This is a genomic window from Streptomyces sp. WAC07094 (assembly GCF_036320405.1).
GTDB lineage: Bacteria > Actinomycetota > Actinomycetes > Streptomycetales > Streptomycetaceae > Streptomyces > Streptomyces lannensis.
This window is the reverse complement of record NZ_JAVMJZ010000001.1, coordinates 868,729-883,930: the sequence shown is the minus strand read 5'-3', so window position 1 is coordinate 883,930 and position 15,202 is coordinate 868,729. Positions and strand designations below refer to the sequence as shown.

General features: G+C 71.1%; 11 protein-coding genes. 5 read left to right on the top strand and 6 right to left on the bottom strand.

What is annotated here, in order from left to right; all coding sequences use genetic code 11:
* Positions 1–8: 8 nt before the first annotated feature.
* The 3 genes from RCR19_RS03935 to RCR19_RS03925 all read left to right on the top strand — a co-directional run bounded on the left by RCR19_RS03935 (position 9) and on the right by RCR19_RS03925 (position 2,049).
* Complete coding sequence (locus tag RCR19_RS03935) at positions 9–251, top strand: DUF397 domain-containing protein (RefSeq protein WP_331263782.1); 243 nt, start codon at positions 9–11, stop codon at positions 249–251.
* Positions 252–384: 133 nt separating this feature from the next.
* The gene (locus tag RCR19_RS03930; RefSeq protein ID WP_331263781.1) at positions 385–1,302 is read left to right on the top strand and encodes a universal stress protein; all 918 of its coding nucleotides are present in this window, start codon (positions 385–387) and stop codon (positions 1,300–1,302) included.
* A 249-nt stretch (positions 1,303–1,551) separates the two neighbouring features.
* A complete protein-coding gene (locus RCR19_RS03925; protein WP_331263780.1) occupies positions 1,552–2,049 on the top strand; it encodes a hypothetical protein in 498 nt (165 codons plus the stop codon).
* Between the two features lie 60 nt (positions 2,050–2,109).
* Here RCR19_RS03925 and RCR19_RS03920 read toward each other — a convergent pair whose 3' ends face one another.
* On the bottom strand, positions 2,110–4,083 hold the full coding sequence (locus RCR19_RS03920; protein WP_331263779.1) for a peptidoglycan recognition family protein: 1,974 nt from the start codon (positions 4,081–4,083) through the stop codon (positions 2,110–2,112).
* A gap of 289 nt (positions 4,084–4,372) precedes the next feature.
* Entirely contained in the window at positions 4,373–5,512 is a 1,140-nt protein-coding gene (locus RCR19_RS03915; protein ID WP_331263778.1) for an aminoglycoside phosphotransferase family protein, read from the bottom strand.
* Positions 5,513–5,745: 233 nt separating this feature from the next.
* Between RCR19_RS03915 and RCR19_RS03910 the strand changes: the two genes are divergently transcribed.
* Complete coding sequence (locus RCR19_RS03910; protein WP_331263777.1) at positions 5,746–7,245, top strand: hypothetical protein; 1,500 nt, start codon at positions 5,746–5,748, stop codon at positions 7,243–7,245.
* Between the two features lie 93 nt (positions 7,246–7,338).
* Here RCR19_RS03910 and RCR19_RS03905 read toward each other — a convergent pair whose 3' ends face one another.
* From RCR19_RS03905 to RCR19_RS03895, 3 genes are all read right to left on the bottom strand, one after another.
* The gene (locus tag RCR19_RS03905; RefSeq protein ID WP_331263776.1) at positions 7,339–8,766 is read right to left on the bottom strand and encodes a SpoIIE family protein phosphatase; all 1,428 of its coding nucleotides are present in this window, start codon (positions 8,764–8,766) and stop codon (positions 7,339–7,341) included.
* 237 nt (positions 8,767–9,003) lie between these two features.
* Positions 9,004–10,056 carry a Gfo/Idh/MocA family oxidoreductase gene (locus tag RCR19_RS03900; protein WP_331263775.1) on the bottom strand — a complete coding sequence of 351 codons (1,053 nt, stop codon included), beginning with the start codon at positions 10,054–10,056 and terminating at the stop codon, positions 9,004–9,006.
* A gap of 60 nt (positions 10,057–10,116) precedes the next feature.
* The gene (locus RCR19_RS03895; protein WP_331263774.1) at positions 10,117–11,214 is read right to left on the bottom strand and encodes a chemotaxis protein; all 1,098 of its coding nucleotides are present in this window, start codon (positions 11,212–11,214) and stop codon (positions 10,117–10,119) included.
* A gap of 294 nt (positions 11,215–11,508) precedes the next feature.
* Here RCR19_RS03895 and asnB point away from each other — a divergent pair, with 294 nt between their 5' ends.
* Complete coding sequence (gene asnB / locus RCR19_RS03890) at positions 11,509–13,350, top strand: asparagine synthase (glutamine-hydrolyzing) (RefSeq protein WP_331263773.1); 1,842 nt, start codon at positions 11,509–11,511, stop codon at positions 13,348–13,350.
* A gap of 33 nt (positions 13,351–13,383) precedes the next feature.
* Here asnB and RCR19_RS03885 read toward each other — a convergent pair whose 3' ends face one another.
* The gene (locus RCR19_RS03885) at positions 13,384–14,952 is read right to left on the bottom strand and encodes an alpha/beta hydrolase (RefSeq protein WP_331263772.1); all 1,569 of its coding nucleotides are present in this window, start codon (positions 14,950–14,952) and stop codon (positions 13,384–13,386) included.
* Positions 14,953–15,202: the final 250 nt, after the last annotated feature.

Here is a 15,202-nt window from a genome sequence, read left to right as displayed (position 1 = left end):
GCACGGACGTGGCCGAGAGCACCATCCAGCAGCAGTCGCTCAAGGGCTGGGACAAGCCGGAGCTGGATCTGAGCAAGGCCGACTGGCACTCCAGCAGCCGAGGGCTCGGGGATGTCCAGATCGCCTTTGTCGAAGGGTTCATCGCGATGCGCAACAGTGGCCGCCCCGAGAGTCCCTCCCTGATCTTCACCCCGGCGGAATGGGGTGCGTTCGTGTCGGGGGCGCGGAAGGGGGAGTTCGACCTCACCTGAGCCGCCCTCGTGAGCTGACTCGTCGCCGGTCCGGAATTTCCGGACACGCGGCCGTCGCATCCACGCCGGGGCCGCCTTGTGCGTCAGGCTGGCCCCGGAGGGTGCACAGCGGTGTGCCGGAGGCGAGGAGTCCATGATCACTCTGCCGGTCGTCGTGGCCGTCGACGGATCGGACGACAGCCTGCGCGCCCTCGACTGGGCGCTGGCCGCCGCACGGCTGCGCGCGGCACCGCTGTGGGTGGTGCATGTACGCGGGCAGGTGAGGCGGGCGCAGCCCGACGTCGTGGCCGCCGCGCCTGCGCCATCGGTCGAGGAGCCTGTGCTCGACCACGTCCGCGCACAACTGGCCGACCGGCAGGACCTTCCGGCCACGGAGTACGTGGCCTGCGACGGCGCCGTGGCCACCGTCCTGCCCGAACTGGGCGCGGACGCACAGCTCATGGTGGTCGGCTCGCGCGGCCGAGGGGGATTCGCCAGTCTCATCCTCGGGTCCACCAGCCTCGCGGTCGCGGGAGAGGCCGACTGCCCGGTGGTCGTGGTGCCGCGTCCGGGACGCGAGGTGCACGAGGGTCCCCCCGTCGCGCCGGGACCGCGGGTCGTCGTCGGTGTGGATGTCGACGGCCCCACCGAGGCCACTCTCGCCTTCGCCTTCGCGGAGGCGGACCGGCGCCATGCCGTGCTGCATGTGATCTCGTCCTATCTCTGGGCCCCGCTGGAGGTCTGGTCGGCGCCCGGCCAGATGGTGTCCCCGGACGTCGAGGACGACGCCGTCCAGGAGGAGATCCGCACCCTGGTCACGGGCCTCCTCCCCGTCCACCGCGAGCGGCACCCGGATGTGCGGGTCGAGCTCTCGACCCCTCCCGGCCAGGCCGCGGGCCTTCTGGTCGCCGCCTCCAAGGACGCCGAGCTGGTCGTCGTGGGCCGCCACCGCCGACGGCTGCTGGCCCCCGCACGCATGATCGGTTCGGTGACCCAGGCCGTACTGCTCCATGCGGCGAGCCCCGTCGCGGTGATCCCGCCGGCAGCGGAGCCGATCCGCACCGACGGCTGACCGGAGGGGCCCGCGAGGCACCGGGTGAGCGGACCCGGTCCCCGGGTGCCCCGGAAGCGGATCACCCTCGCGGCAGCCTCCTCGAACGCCCGGGTCGGGGCCGCCGAAGTGCCGGTTCGGGTCGGCCCGGTCGGCGGGCGGGACACCTCGCGGGTCCCGGGGTCGCGCCCCGGGGACCCGCCGCCGACGGGCGCCCCACGAGAGCGGGCCCACAGCCCCGCTTCCCGCTCGGCCACGTACCATTGCGGCATGTCCTTCCTCCGCCGCCGCAGCGCCACTCCCGCCGGGCCGGATTTCGATGTCCTGGCCATGGACCCGGGTGACTGGCCGGGCAATCTCGGTGCCGGTCTGCTGCCCGCTCCCGACGGCAGCTGCCAGGGTGTCTTCCTGCGCTACGACCTGTTCGGCGGCCGCGGTCCCGCGATGATCATCGGCAACCTGCCCGAGGGCTCCCCGGCCCGCGACGTCGCCGAGGGAGAGATCCCGTTCGAGGTGGCCCAGCTCCTCATCGCGCTGGAGAACGACGAGGAGGTCACCGTCGTCGGGAGCGAGGACATCCCGGTGATGCAGGGCGACAACCTTCTGATCGTGCGCCGGCTGAAGCTCTCCGAGGGCCGGATCTCCTGCGTGCAGTTCGACCGCAGTGACAACGTCCTGGTCACCATCGCGGCCTGGGACCGCCCGATCACCGACGACCTGTACGCGCTGCTCAAGCCGTTGCCGGCGGAGCTGTTCCAGCAGGGCTGACCTGCCAGACGTCCATGCAGGAACGGCCGGGCCCCGCGGGGCCCGGCCGTTGTGCGCCTGCTACGAGGCCGAGGGCAGCAGCCGGACGTCCGCCGCCCGGACGAACGCCACCCGGTGACCGAACTGGATCTCGTAGTAGAGGTCCTTGCCGACGACGACCCGGTGCGAGTCCGTCGTGAACGTGACCGCGTAATAGTACTCACCCGGCAGGGCGTCACCGACGGCATAACGCTGGCCGGCCGGCAGCCGGTACGACAGCGGGGAGACCGACTGCGCGGGCACCCCCTCGGGGTACGCCTCCTTCTCCGGGTACGCCCGGCCGTACACGGGGACGTCGGTGAGGCCGGGCTTGGGCGTGACCACGAGGCCCGACGCGTTCACGGCCGTGCGCCGTCCCTTCGGGTCGTGGAACCAGGCCTTCTGGCCCAGGTACCAGATCGCCGTCCAGTCCCCGTCGCGGTCGGCGACGGCGTACCGCTGACCGGTGGATACGCGTGAGCCCACGTCGTTGACGTCGATCGTCGAGGGGTCGCCCTGGGGGCGCAGCCCGATGTCCTTGATCAGTGGGGCGTTCTCGTCGGGCGCGCTGTACAGGCGCAACTCGCTCGAGCCGTGCTCCGCGCACGCCTCGCCCGCGGTGGTGCAGCCCGTGTACTGCGGCCGGTTGGCGCGGTAGTCAGGCAGGATCGTCACCAGACCGCCCCTGGAGCCGGCCGTGGCGTGGAACGGTCTGCCCAGCAGTTCGAAGTAGTGCCGCCAGTCCCAGTAGGGGCCCGGGTCCGTGTGCATTCCGGGGATGGTGGACGTCGTCGTGCCGGGAACGTTGTCGTGTCCCAGGATGTGCTGCCGGTCCAGGGGGATGCGGTACTTCGCGGCGAGGTATCGCACCAGCCGCGCCGACGAGCGGTACATCGCCTCCGTGTACCAGGCATCCGGAGCGACGAGGAAACCCTCGTGCTCGATGCCGATCGACTTGGCGTTGATGTACCAGTTGCCCGCGTGCCAGGCCACATCCTTGGCCTTCACATGCTGAGCGATCAGCCCGTCCGTGGAACGGACGGTGTAGTTCCACGACACATAGGTCGGGTCCTTGATCAGGTTCAGGACGCCGTCCCACTGGCCTTCCGTGTCATGGACGACGATGTACCTGATGCTCTGCGAGGCGGGCCGGTCGCCCAGGTCGTGGTTGCCGTAGTCGTCGCCGAACTCCTCGTACGGCGCGGGGATCCACTCGCAGGCCACGGTCCGCGGGCACTCGGTGCCGTCGGAGGACACGGCGCGCAGTCCGGTGCGGGCCAGTTGCGCGGTGTCGGGTGTCAGCGCGGGCTGCGCGGTGAGCGTCACGCTCTGCCCCAGGTCGGTGGTGCGCCGCTCGCCCTCGCGCATGATCTGGAAGACGTCGTCGGCGTACGCGGACGCCGTGGACCTGTCGTCCGCACCCGAGAACTCCGCCACTGCGCCGTACCAGTCGGCCGGATCCGTGCCGGGCGACACGCCGAGGCGTCGCTGCGCGTCGGCGAGCAGGGCGGCGCCGCCCGCGATGTTCGCCGCGGGGTCGGTGCGCAGTCGCTGCGCCGGGATGCCGGTCAGTGCGGCGGCCTTGGTCAGTGTCTTCAGTCTCGCCGGGAGTACGGAGTCCGCCGGCACCGTCGTGGTGGGCAGCAGCGCAGCACGCGCCTGGTCGCCGCGGGCGTCCTCCGTGCCTGCGCCGTGGTGGGAGGCCCCGGCGATCGCGGTCCGGGCGTCCGTGAGGTGCATCGGGCCGTAGCCGCCCGAGACGCTGGGCGCGCCGGCGTGCGTGTCCCAGCGGGACTGGAGGTACGACACGCCGAGCAGCACGCTCTGCGGCACGTGGTATCGGGCGGCGGCCGTGGCGAAGGCCCCTTGCAGGCCGGCCGGTGCGCCGCTTCCCGGCGCCGCCGGGGCGGCACCCAGCAGTGGAAGCAGCAGGGCGGCCGAGGCGGCGGCCACCGCGGTTCTGCGGGCGCGTCTGCGTCCGGTGGGAGTGCGAAGGTCGATGGCGGATCCGCGCAAGGCAGCCTCCTGGGACGGTGGGGCGCTCTGGGGCGTGCGGGGGCCGAACGTGCGTCAGTGGTACCGGCTTCGCGACGATCCGTCAATCACGCACAGGAGGAGGGGATTTCCCATGTCAGCAGCGGTGGCGTGGATTTTCGCCACGGTAGTGGAACAGCCTGCGGGGCATCAGTGGAGTGGACCAATGGCCCGTACGGAGGAGGCCCGCACGGTGTACGGAGAGGGACCGGACATGACGAAGGCCCGCGGTGCGTCGCTCGCGCGAGCGCACCGCGGACCGCCATCCCCCTCAGCGAGTACCGACCGCCGCTCGTACGGCCTTGCGGGCCATCTGGCAGTCGTCGTGCAGCCGCCGTAGCAGCAGCCGCTGTTCCTCGCCGGACGGCGCAGCACCCGGGTGGGCCACTCCCGATGCCGCGGGGGTCGTGTCGTGCATCGATCGCTGCACGGCCGTCTCATAGGTTCGGATCTCGCGGGTGAGCACGAGCATCAGGTTGACCAGGAAGGCGTCGCGCGAGGCGGGCCCCGCCGACTGCGCGATCTGGCTGATCTGACGGCGGGCGACCGGGGCGTCACCGAGGACCGTCCACAGGGTGGCCAGGTCGTACCCGGGCAAATACCAGCCCGCGTGCTCCCAGTCCACCAGCACGGGACCCGCCGGTGAGAGCAGGATGTTCGACAGCAGGGCGTCGCCGTGGCAGAACTGGCCCATGCCCTGACGGCCCGCGGCGTGGGCGATACCGTGCAGCAGCTTCTGCAGGTCTCCCATGTCCCGGTCCGTCAGCAGCCCCAGATCGTGGAAGCGCGAGATCCGCTCCGCGTAGTCCAGCGGCGCGTCGAACGTCCCGGCCGGTGGACGCCAGGCGTTCAGCCGGCAGATCGCACCGAGTGCCGCCCGGATGTCGGCTCGCGGCGGCGCCTCCGCCGGATGCCGCTGCAACGCGGCCACCCGGCCGGGCATCCGCTCGATCACCAGGGTGCAGTTGTCCGGGTCCGCCGCGATGAGCCGGGGCACCCGCACCGGTGGGCGATGCCGGACGAACGACCGGTATGCCGCTATCTCGTGCCGGAGCCGCTCGGACCAGATCGTGGAGTGGTCCAATAAACACTTGGCGACGGCCGTGCTGCGTCCCGTCGTGCCGACGAGGAGCACGGAGCGGCCGCTTCGGCGCAGCACCTGCACCGGAGTGAACTCCGGGCAGATGCGGTGCACCGAAGCGATCGCCGTGCGCAGCTGCGCGCCCTGGGGGCCGGACAAGTCGATTCTCCCGCTGAGCGGTTGCATGCCGGCACCCGGAACGCGCCGTGCCCTGCCGGCAGCGAGTACAGGGGCCGTCGGCCGCGCGGGGTCGAGGTAGGGGCCGCCGGCACCCGGGCGGGGATGCAGCGACCGGGTGGGGGCGGACACGGAGGACGATGCTGCGTACATGGTTGATACAGATCCCTTCGTGTGCCTTCGAGTTCGGCGCCGCCCGCCCCGGTCGCCGTGGGTGCACCCTGGGGAATGTCCCTGCGGCGACCGGGTCGGGATGGCGCGTTCCTACATGACACCCGTGGGCCCGTGGCACACCATCTGGCGCACCCTGGCGAACCCTGGCGAATAGTCCCGCAGCAACTGACAGAGGGTTACTGTCAACTCAGCCGAGAACCTGGGGGCTTGACGTGAGCGGACAACCCAACACCCGCCTCTCGGACCTGTTCGGCCTTACCGGCTGGTCCAAGGGCGAACTCGCGAGGATGGTGAACCGGCAGGCGGCGGCCATGGGCCACCCCCAGCTGGCGACCGACACCTCACGGGTGCGGCGTTGGATCGACATGGGAGAGATCCCGCGCGATCCGGTGCCGCGGGTGCTGGCGGCGCTGTTCACGGAGCGACTCGGCCGTGTCGTGACCATCGAGGACCTCGGTCTGGTCCGGCACGGGCGCGCGGGGAGACGGCGTGACGACGAACATGCGCAGCACCCCGACGGAATTCCGTGGGCGCCCGAGCGGACGGCTGCGGTCCTCACCGAATTCACGGGAATGGACCTCATGCTCAACCGACGCGGCTTGGTGGGCGCGGGTGCCGCGCTCGCCGCAGGATCCGCACTCAGCAGTGCGATGAACGATTGGCTGCACACCGATCCGGCCCTCGCGGCCGACGCTCCCCGCTTCGACGACCCCCTGCACGCCGACCCCGCTGGGTACGACCGCTATGAGGCCGCCCCCATCGGGTCGCAGGAAGTCGAGGAGCTGGAGCGCTCGGTCGAGGTGTTCCGGGCCTGGGACGCGGCCCGCGGCGGCGGGCTGCAACGCAAGGCTGTCGTGGGGCAGCTCAACGAGGTGGGAGGCATGCTCTCCTACCGCCACCCCGACCATCTGCAGCGGCGCCTGTGGGGCGTCGCCGCCAACCTCGCCGTGCTCGCCGGGTGGATGTCGCACGACATCGGCCTGGAGCCGACGGCCCAGAAGTACTTCGTCATCGCCGCCCATGCGGCCCGTGAGGGCGGCGACCGGCCGCGTGCCGGGGAGGCGCTCTCCCGCGCCGCCCGCCAGATGGTGCACCTGGGCCGGCCCGACGACGCACTCGACCTGATGCAGCTCGCCAAATCCGGCTCCGGCGACGAGGTGCTGCCGCGCACCCGGGCCATGCTCTTCACCATCGAGGCCTGGGCGCAGGCGTCCATGGGCAAGGGGCAGGCCATGCGGCGCACTCTCGGGGAGGCGGAGGACCTCTTCGTCTCCGACAAGAGGGATGTGCCTCCCCCGAGTTGGATGCAGATGTTCGACGAGGCCGATCTGCACGGGATGCAGGCCCTGGCCTATCGCACACTGGCCGAACACGAGCCGGGTGCGGCCGCCATCGCGCAGCGGCACGCCAAGGAGGCGCTGGAGCTGCGTGGTTCGGGCCGGGAGCGGTCGAACATCTTCGACCACATCTCCCTCGCGTCCGCGTGCTTCATCGCGGACGACCCCGAACAGGCGGACCGGTATGCGCGCCTGGCCCTGACGTCGATGGGGGCCAACTCCTCCCATCGCACCTGGGACCGGCTGCGTGAGATGTACCGGCTCACCGGGCAGTACTCCAGCTATCCGAAGATCCAGGATCTGCGTGAGGAGATCAGGCGGGCGCTTCCCAAGGGCCTGACGAAACCCAAGGGCGGTAACAGCGCGCAGGCATGAGGGAGGCCCGCGCCTGTGTCGGAGGTGCCGGTGTCGCGGACGCCCTGAACCGTTTCGTCAGGACTTGATTCGGGCTCAGAACATGCCCGCGGCTCAGGACATGACCCTGGCGAGGAGCACGCAGGCGTTGTCCTCGCGCGCGCTCTCGCCCAACTCCTCCACAACGGTCCGCAGGCAATCCTGTGCTGTGCGGGTTCCGTCGAAGAGCGGAGCCAGGTCGAGCAGCCTCCGGACGGCAGCCGGGCCGCTGTACCCCGGGACCAGCCCGTCGGTGTGCAGCAGCAGCAGGTCGCCTTCCTCGAGCGTCTCCTCGGCCTGCCCGTAGGCGGCCCCCGAGGTCGCGCCGAGAAGCACGCCGTCCGGTGCCGCCAGCATGCGCCCCGTCCCGCCGCGGAACAGCAGCGGGGCGGGGTGCCCTGCTTGCGCCCAGCTCAGGGTGCGGGTGGCGGGGTGGTAGCGACAGCACACGGCGCTGCCCAGGGCCGGCTGGACCGAGGCGTCGAGCATCTGGTTGAGCCAGCCCAACAGGCGGCCCGGTTCGGCCCCGGTCACGGCCATGCCGCGCAGGGCACCGATCAGCGTCGCCATGCCGGACGCCACGGTCACCCCGCGTCCGGTGAGGTCCCCGACGCTGAGCAGCATGTCCCCTTCGGGCAGTTCGAGGGCGTCGTACCAGTCGCCGCCGATCGGCGTGTTCACCGACGCGGGCAGATACCGGGCGGCCAGGTCCAGGGTGCCGGGGCCCTGTCGCGGGAGCCGCAGCGGTCCCCGCCACGGCGGCAGCACGGCCTCCTGCAGTTCGACCGCGAGCCGGTGCTCGCTGTGCTCGCGGTTCCGGTGGTGCCGCAGCGAGTCACGGGTCTCGCTCACGGTCCGCCGGTGGCGGCGCAGTTCGCTGACGTCCCGCAGCACGGCCCACATCGAGGCGGTGCTGCCGTCCGCGGCGAGCACGGGCTCGCCCATCATGTGCACGGTGCGTAACGTGCCGTCCGGGCGCAGGATCTGGAACTCGCCGTCGATCGGCCTGCCGTCGATCAGACAGTCCGTCACCATCGTTGTCAGCAGGGGCCGGTCCTCGTCGTGCACCAGCGAGGGAAGTTCGTCGAGGGTGAGCGCGGGGACCGAGGGGTCGCGTCCCAGGATCTGGTACAGCTCGCCGGACCAGCTCGCCTCGTCGGTCAGCAGGTTCCATTCCGCGCTGCCGACCCGGCTCAGCAGGGAACCGGGGGAGGACGCGGGGCGTGCGGACGGGGGTGGTGGGACGGGGGGTCCGGCCGGAACCGGTGGCGGTCCGTCCCGCAGCTGCGCCAAGTGCTCGTCAAGATCGCGGAGTTGGTGCAGGGCCAGATCGCACAGGGCGCGCTGCCAGCGTCCCTCCGGGTCCGAGCCGTCCTCGGGCGCACCTTGCCGCACAGCGTCCACCTCGCCGCGCAGCCGCCGCGTCTGCGAGATCAGCGCATCGACCGTACCGGGCCGGGGGGGCTGGGCGGCAGGGCGGTCCGCGGAGAGATGGGGTGGCATGACGCGCTCCGATGCGGGGACGGTTCGGCCAAGGCTGGGAGAAGGACCGTTACGACTGTTGCACAGCCCGCGATGCCCTGTAAGGGATTTGGCAAGACACGATACGGTGGTGCTTCTGGCATATGCCACAGGCTCTCCGGAGTGGTCCCGAAAGGCAGATGGCGTACTCGCCGGAGGGGGGCAAGTCTGAGGTGGCGTACGTGACTTGAGGGGTTCGAGGGGCGGACGGCCGGTCGTTCAGTTGTGCGTTCGAGGGGCATGTGTGCGACGGCCGTCGCCCGCGTACGCCTGCGGTCGCGGGGCCAGCTCGACGGACTGCCGAACGCCGCTCTCCAGCGCCAGGACGCCCGCCTCGGCGACCGCCGCGGCCGCGTACCCGTCCCAGACCGAGGGGCCCGCGACGCGCCCCTGCCGGGTGGCGTCGACCCATGCCTGCACCTCGCGGTCGTAGGCCCCCGCGAACCGTACGAGGTAGTCCTGGGCGACCTCCTCGTACGCACCGCCCCCCGTCGTGACGACCATCGTGCGGTCGTCGCCGATCCGGGCGCTGCCGCCTTCGCAGACCGCCTCGCAGCGCACCTGGTAGCCGAACCCCGAGTTGACGAAGATCTCCACGTCGACGAGGGCCCCGCCGGAGGTCTCGAACAGCACGAACTGGGGGTCCAGCAGACCCTCGGGTGCGTCGGACGACGGCCGCGGACGCAGCACGGTCACCGCGGTCAGCTCCTCCTCCAGCAGCCAGCGGGCGGCGTCGATCTCGTGCGACACGGAGCTGTTGATGAGCATGGGTGTGGTGAAGTGCGGCGGCGAGGACACATTGCGGTGCGTGCAGTGCAGCATCAGCGGCCGTCCCAGCCGGCCGCTGTCCAGCAGGGACTTCAGCCGCAGGTACTCGGCGTCGTACCGGCGCATGAACCCCACCTGTGCGAGCCGCCGCCCGAGCCGGGCCTCCGCCTCCACCACTCGCAGGGCCCCGGCCGGGTCCGGTGTCATCGGCTTCTCGCACAGCACAGGCAGCCCGCGCTCGAAGGCCGCGAGCAGCGCCTCCTCGTGTGCCGGCCCCGGGGAGGCGATCAGTACGGCCCGGACCCCGGGTGCGTCGAGCGCGGCGGCCGGCTCCGCGTGCACCGAGACACCGTCGATGCCGGCCGCGGCCTCCTTGGCGCGGTCCGTCTCGGGGTCCGCCACGGACACCACACGCGCACCGCTCACCACGCTGTCCAGCCGGCGTATGTGATCCGCACCCATGTGCCCCGCACCCAGTACCGCCACGCCCAGCAGATCACCCATGCCCGTCCTCCCGCCGCGCCGATCGTCCCTGCGCAGGGTAGACCTCCGGGGTGGGCGTTCTCAGTAGCGGAGTATCCCGGCGATGCCCTGGGCGTCCCCGAGGGCGCCGTCCGGAACGAAGCGGACGTCGGCGCCCGTGTCCAGGCAGCGCTCGACGATCTCGTCCACGATGTCCTCACGGGCGTCGAGATCGCCGCTCTCGGCGGGCTCGAGGTGGTCACCGGCCCCGTCGCGGACCGTCACCCGGTAGTTCTCCTCGACGGCGAGCAGCCGGATACGGCCGTCGGAGGCGTTCTGCCAGACCTCGTCGACGCCGGCGGCGAACGTCTTGTGCCCGCGAGCCGACTCCAGCTCGCGGCTCACCGTGTCGATGTTCTTCCGGTCCTCCTCGTCGATCACCGGCCGGATCGTCTGCCAGACGGCGTCGGCCGTGGCGTGGGCGAGCCCTCCGTGCGGAACGTGCACCGCCTCCCCGGCGACGCTGCCGACCTCGTCGAGCAGGGACAGTGCGGCCTGCTCGCCGGTGATGTACAGCGGGCGCGGATAGCGGCGCAGCATCCCGCTGAGCGCGGTGTCGACATCGCGCAGGAAGCGGCGGGTCCCCTCGTCGCGGAACGTGCTCGGCATGTCGCCGATCCGTTCCTGGCGCTCCGCGTCGAAGTTCTCCCGGCTGCGGATCATCGGGAAGCCGCCGATGTGTTCCTCGGCGACCCGGTCGGCGCCGCCGTTCCACAGCGTCGCGCGGTCGGCCGCGACGGTGAGCACCCAGAAGGGACGCTCCGCGGCCTCCGCGGCCACCAGGTTGCGGGTCAGGAAGGTGTCCGAGAGGACCACCCGCTCGGGCACGGTGCGCGCCAGCGACCACACCTGGTGCTCGCCGGGGGCGGCGAAGATGACCAGGCCGTCCTCGGCGTACGTCAGGTCGACCTCGGCGAGTGCCCGGTCGAGCTGATCCGCGACGTCGAGACGGTGATCACGGGTTACGGCCGGATCGGCTTCGAGCTGCTTCTTGGCGTCGGCCAGCATGTTGCGCAGCCGGACCCGGTCCTGGGAGTTGTCGCGCTCGCGGCGGTGCGTCGGCGTCAGCACCGACACCGCGGGGTACAGCCGTGGCCGGCGCAGGTCCGCGAGGGTCGAGGGACTGAGGTCGTGCTCCATATGAGCACCTTAGGGCGGATTCACGTGTAGGGCATTCGGGGCAATTGGTTGCTATGGTCACTGGGGGTGCCGATATCACACCGTGTACCGCCCACGCCGGGGCCCCACGGCCCGGCGGGGCCGCGGAGCCGGCTCACGACACGTCCGCGTTCCCGGCGGCGTGCCCGCCGGACCGCGTCACGCCGACGTAGGCTCGGAGATATAGCTGCTCGATACAACTGGTTGTCCGGCAGCGGAACCCTTGCGCCGTCGAAGGCGCACACGCCGGTCCGGGCAATCGCACGGGAGGCACGCATGTGCGGCATCACCGGCTGGATCTCCTACGACCGTGACCTGCGGAACGAGATCGCGGCACTGGACGCCATGACCGAGACGATGGCCTGCCGGGGACCCGACGACCGCGGCACCTGGGTGGAGGGGCCCGCCGGCCTCGGTCATCGCAGGCTTGCGATCATCGACCTGGCGGGCGGACGGCAGCCGATGACGGCCGAGACCCCGGAGGGCACCGTCGTGCTCGTCTACTCCGGGGAGGCCTACAACTACACCGAACTGCGCCACCAGCTGATCGGACTTGGTCACCGCTTCACGACCGACTCCGACACCGAGGTCGTCCTGCGTGCCTACCTGGCCTGGGGCGAGCAGCTCGCCGAACGGCTCAACGGGATGTTCGCCTTCGCGGTCTGGGACGGCCGCCACGACAAGCTCGTGATGGTCCGCGACCGCATGGGCATCAAGCCCTTCTACTACGCCCCTACCTCCGACGGCGTCGTCTTCGGCTCCGAACCCAAGGCCATCCTGGCCAACCCGCTGGTGCGGCCCCGGGTCGGCCTCGACGGGCTCCGGGAGCTGTTCGCCATGGTCAAGACGCCCGGACACGCCGTGTGGGACGGCATGCGCGAGGTCGAGCCGGGCACGGTGGTCACCCTCGACCGGCAGGGCCTGAGCCGGCGGGTCTACTGGCAACTGGAGACCCGGGCGCAGCCCGACGACCGCGAGACCACCATCGCCACCGTCCGCTCGCTGCTCGAGGACATCGTGCGCCGGCAGCTGGTCGCCGACGTACCGCGTTGCACCCTGCTGTCGGGCGGCCTGGACTCGTCCGCGATGACCGCGCTCGCCGCCCGGCAACTCGCGGAACAGGGCGAGAAGGTGCGCAGCTTCGCGGTGGACTTCGTCGGGCAGACGGACCACTTCGTGGCCGACGATCTGCGCTCCACACCGGACACGCCGTTCGTGCACGACGTGGCCACCGCCTCGGGCACCGAACACCAGGACATCGTCCTCGACGCCCGGGCCCTCGCCGACCTCGACGTGCGGGCGAAGGTGATCCGGGCACGCGACCTGCCCATGGGCTTCGGGGACATGGACGCCTCGCTGTATCTGCTGTTCCAGGCGATCCGCGGGCATTCCACGGTCGCGCTGTCCGGTGAGTCCGCCGACGAGGTCTTCGGCGGCTACGTCCAGTTCTTCGACGAGGAGGCCAGGCGAGCCGACACCTTCCCCTGGCTGGTGCGTTTCCGCAGGGACTTCGGCGACGACGAAGAGGTTCTGCGCCCCCATCTCACCAAGGCCCTGGACCTCGAGGCGTACGTCGCCGACAGCTACCGCAGGGCCGTCTCGGACATCCGGCGGCTGGAGGGCGAGAGCGATTTCGAGTACCGGATGCGGCAGATCTGCTACCTGCACCTGACCCGCTTCGTGCGGCTGCTGCTGGACCGAAAGGACCGTATGAGCATGGCGGTCGGCCTGGAGGTGCGGGTGCCGTACTGCGACCACCGGCTCGTGGACTACGTCTACAACTCCCCCTGGTCGCTGAAGTCCTTCGACGGCAGGGAGAAGAGCCTGCTGAGGGAGGCGACGGCCGACCTGATCCCGAAGTCCGTGTACGACAGGCTCAAGAGCCCGTACCCGTCCACCCAGGACCCGGGGTACGCCGTCGCCCTTCAGGACGAGGCCAAGGATCTGCTGACCCGCCCCTCCCATCCCGTCTTCGACCTGGTCGACCGCGAACGGGTGTCCCGGGCGGCCCACCGCGAGGCCCCGCAGATCACCCAGCCGTCGCGCCGCGGCCTCGAACGCACCCTCGACCTGGCCACATGGCTGGACATCTACAAGCCGGAGATCTCCTTCACCTGACACCACTGCGCCCCGGTCGCCCGGGGCGCAGGCTCAGCCGGCCGTGTCGGGCCCGCACGAACTCCCGTCGGCCGGCAGCGACCCGTACAGGAGGAACGAGTCGACCTTCCGGTGGACGCACTGGGACGTCGTGTACCCGGTGTGCCCCTCACCCCTGTTGTCGAGGACCACCGCGGAGGGGCCGAGCCGCTTCGCGGTCTCCAGGGTCCAGCGGTAGGGGGTTGCCGGGTCCCCGCGCGTGCCGACGAGCAGCATCTTGGCGCTGTGCACGTTCTTGACCTTCTCCCGGATGAAGTCGGTGCCCTTGGGACGTCCGTAGCACGTCAGCACCTGGGTGAGCCGGTAGCGTCCGAAGACGGGGGAGGCCTCGTCGTACTGGCCCCGCAGCCGCGTGATGTCCTTGGTGATCCGGTCGGCGCTCGGCCGGTCCGGATCGTCGGCACAGTTGACGGCCATCAGCGCGGCCGTCATGTTGTCGACGGGCACGTCGTTGGGTGCGACGATCCCACCGTTCGCCCGATGGACCGAGGGCGCGGAGATGCTGAGGCCCGAGTAGTACATGATTCCCGAGGGATCGCCCTGTTCCATCAACTGGGACAGGCCCTGCTCCAGCATCGGCCACATCCGCTTGCTGAAGAGGAGTTCGCTGATCCCGGCGACGAGGTCCTGCCCCGTGAACGGCTGGCCGAGAGGGGTCGAGGCGGGCTGCTTGTCCAGGCGGGCCACGAGTTGCACGACCTGCTCGCGGGCGGAGCGGGCGTCGCTGCCGAACGGGCACAGGAGATGCTTGACGCACGAGTCGAGGAAGCCCTCCAGCGCGGTCTGCTGTCCCTGCGCGCCCACCAGCCCCTGCTCGGCCAGGGACTCGGTGAGGGTGTCGACACCGTCCAGGACCATCCGGCCCACCTTGCCGGGGAACTGGGCCGCGTAGACCGCACCGAGGCGGGTGCCGTAGGAGAATCCGAGGTAGTTGAGCTTCTTGTCGCCGAGGGCCTGGCGCATCACATCCAGGTCGCGTGCGACATCCACGGTCCCCATGTGCGGCAGCAGCGGCCCGGAGTGCTTCGCGCACTGGTCGGCCGTCTTCCGGATCTGCGTGAGCGCCGCCCGTGGATTGGTCACGTCGATGACGGTGTCGTCCGCGTCCGTGTCCCCGGCCGCCCTTTGCCCGCAGCTGATGGGCGAGGACTGGCCGACCCCGCGCGGATCGAACGTCACCACGTCGTAGGCGTTCGTCAGATGCAGGAAGTCCTTGCCGCCGGCGGCGAGCTCGGGGACGCCCGCGCCGCCGGGACCGCCGAAGTTCAGCAGCACGGAGCCGCGGGACCCGGCCGAAGCCCGGTACCGGGTCATCGCCACGTCGACCGTCCCGGCCTCGGGCCTCGCGTAGTCGATCGGGACCGTGACCTTCCCGCATTGAAGGTCACGGGGCGCCCCCTCGCCGGGGCACGACGACCATGCGATCCGCTGGTTGTAGAACCGGGACAGATCGGGGCCGCCGCCGGCCTCGGTCACCGATGGCAGGGCGGCTCCCAGCAGAGCCAGCACCGCGGCCGCGGCCGTTGCCGTGGTGACCGCGGTGCGGGTGTGCGTGGACTTCATGGCGCCTCCTGGGGCGCCCGGCTGCGGATCCGGCGGCGGCCCTTCGGTCACGTTATGCGGGCTGTCCCGGGCACGCCTCCCGGCGTTCGGCCAGTCGGACACGGTGGGCTCCGCGCCGTCGGCACCCACCGCGCCACGGTGCAGGTCGGACCGGTGGACCCGTCTCCTCAGTGCGTTCGGATCGCAGCCACTCGATGGGGTGAAAGGCAGATAAGCCATAACTCGGATGGTGCGTCTGCGTTTTACGGGG

Excerpts from the sequence above, each read along its gene's own strand:
- RCR19_RS03930 (WP_331263781.1), top strand. The coding sequence starts at position 385 with ATGATCACTCTGCCGGTCGTCGTGGCCGTCGACGGATCGGACGACAGC.
- RCR19_RS03925 (WP_331263780.1), top strand. The coding sequence starts at position 1,552 with ATGTCCTTCCTCCGCCGCCGCAGCGCCACTCCCGCCGGGCCGGATTTC.
- RCR19_RS03915 (WP_331263778.1), bottom strand. The coding sequence starts at position 5,512 with ATGTACGCAGCATCGTCCTCCGTGTCCGCCCCCACCCGGTCGCTGCAT.
- RCR19_RS03905 (WP_331263776.1), bottom strand. The coding sequence starts at position 8,766 with ATGCCACCCCATCTCTCCGCGGACCGCCCTGCCGCCCAGCCCCCCCGG.
- RCR19_RS03900 (WP_331263775.1), bottom strand. The coding sequence starts at position 10,056 with ATGGGTGATCTGCTGGGCGTGGCGGTACTGGGTGCGGGGCACATGGGT.
- RCR19_RS03895 (WP_331263774.1), bottom strand. The coding sequence starts at position 11,214 with ATGGAGCACGACCTCAGTCCCTCGACCCTCGCGGACCTGCGCCGGCCA.
- asnB (WP_331263773.1), top strand. The coding sequence starts at position 11,509 with ATGTGCGGCATCACCGGCTGGATCTCCTACGACCGTGACCTGCGGAAC.
- RCR19_RS03885 (WP_331263772.1), bottom strand. The coding sequence starts at position 14,952 with ATGAAGTCCACGCACACCCGCACCGCGGTCACCACGGCAACGGCCGCG.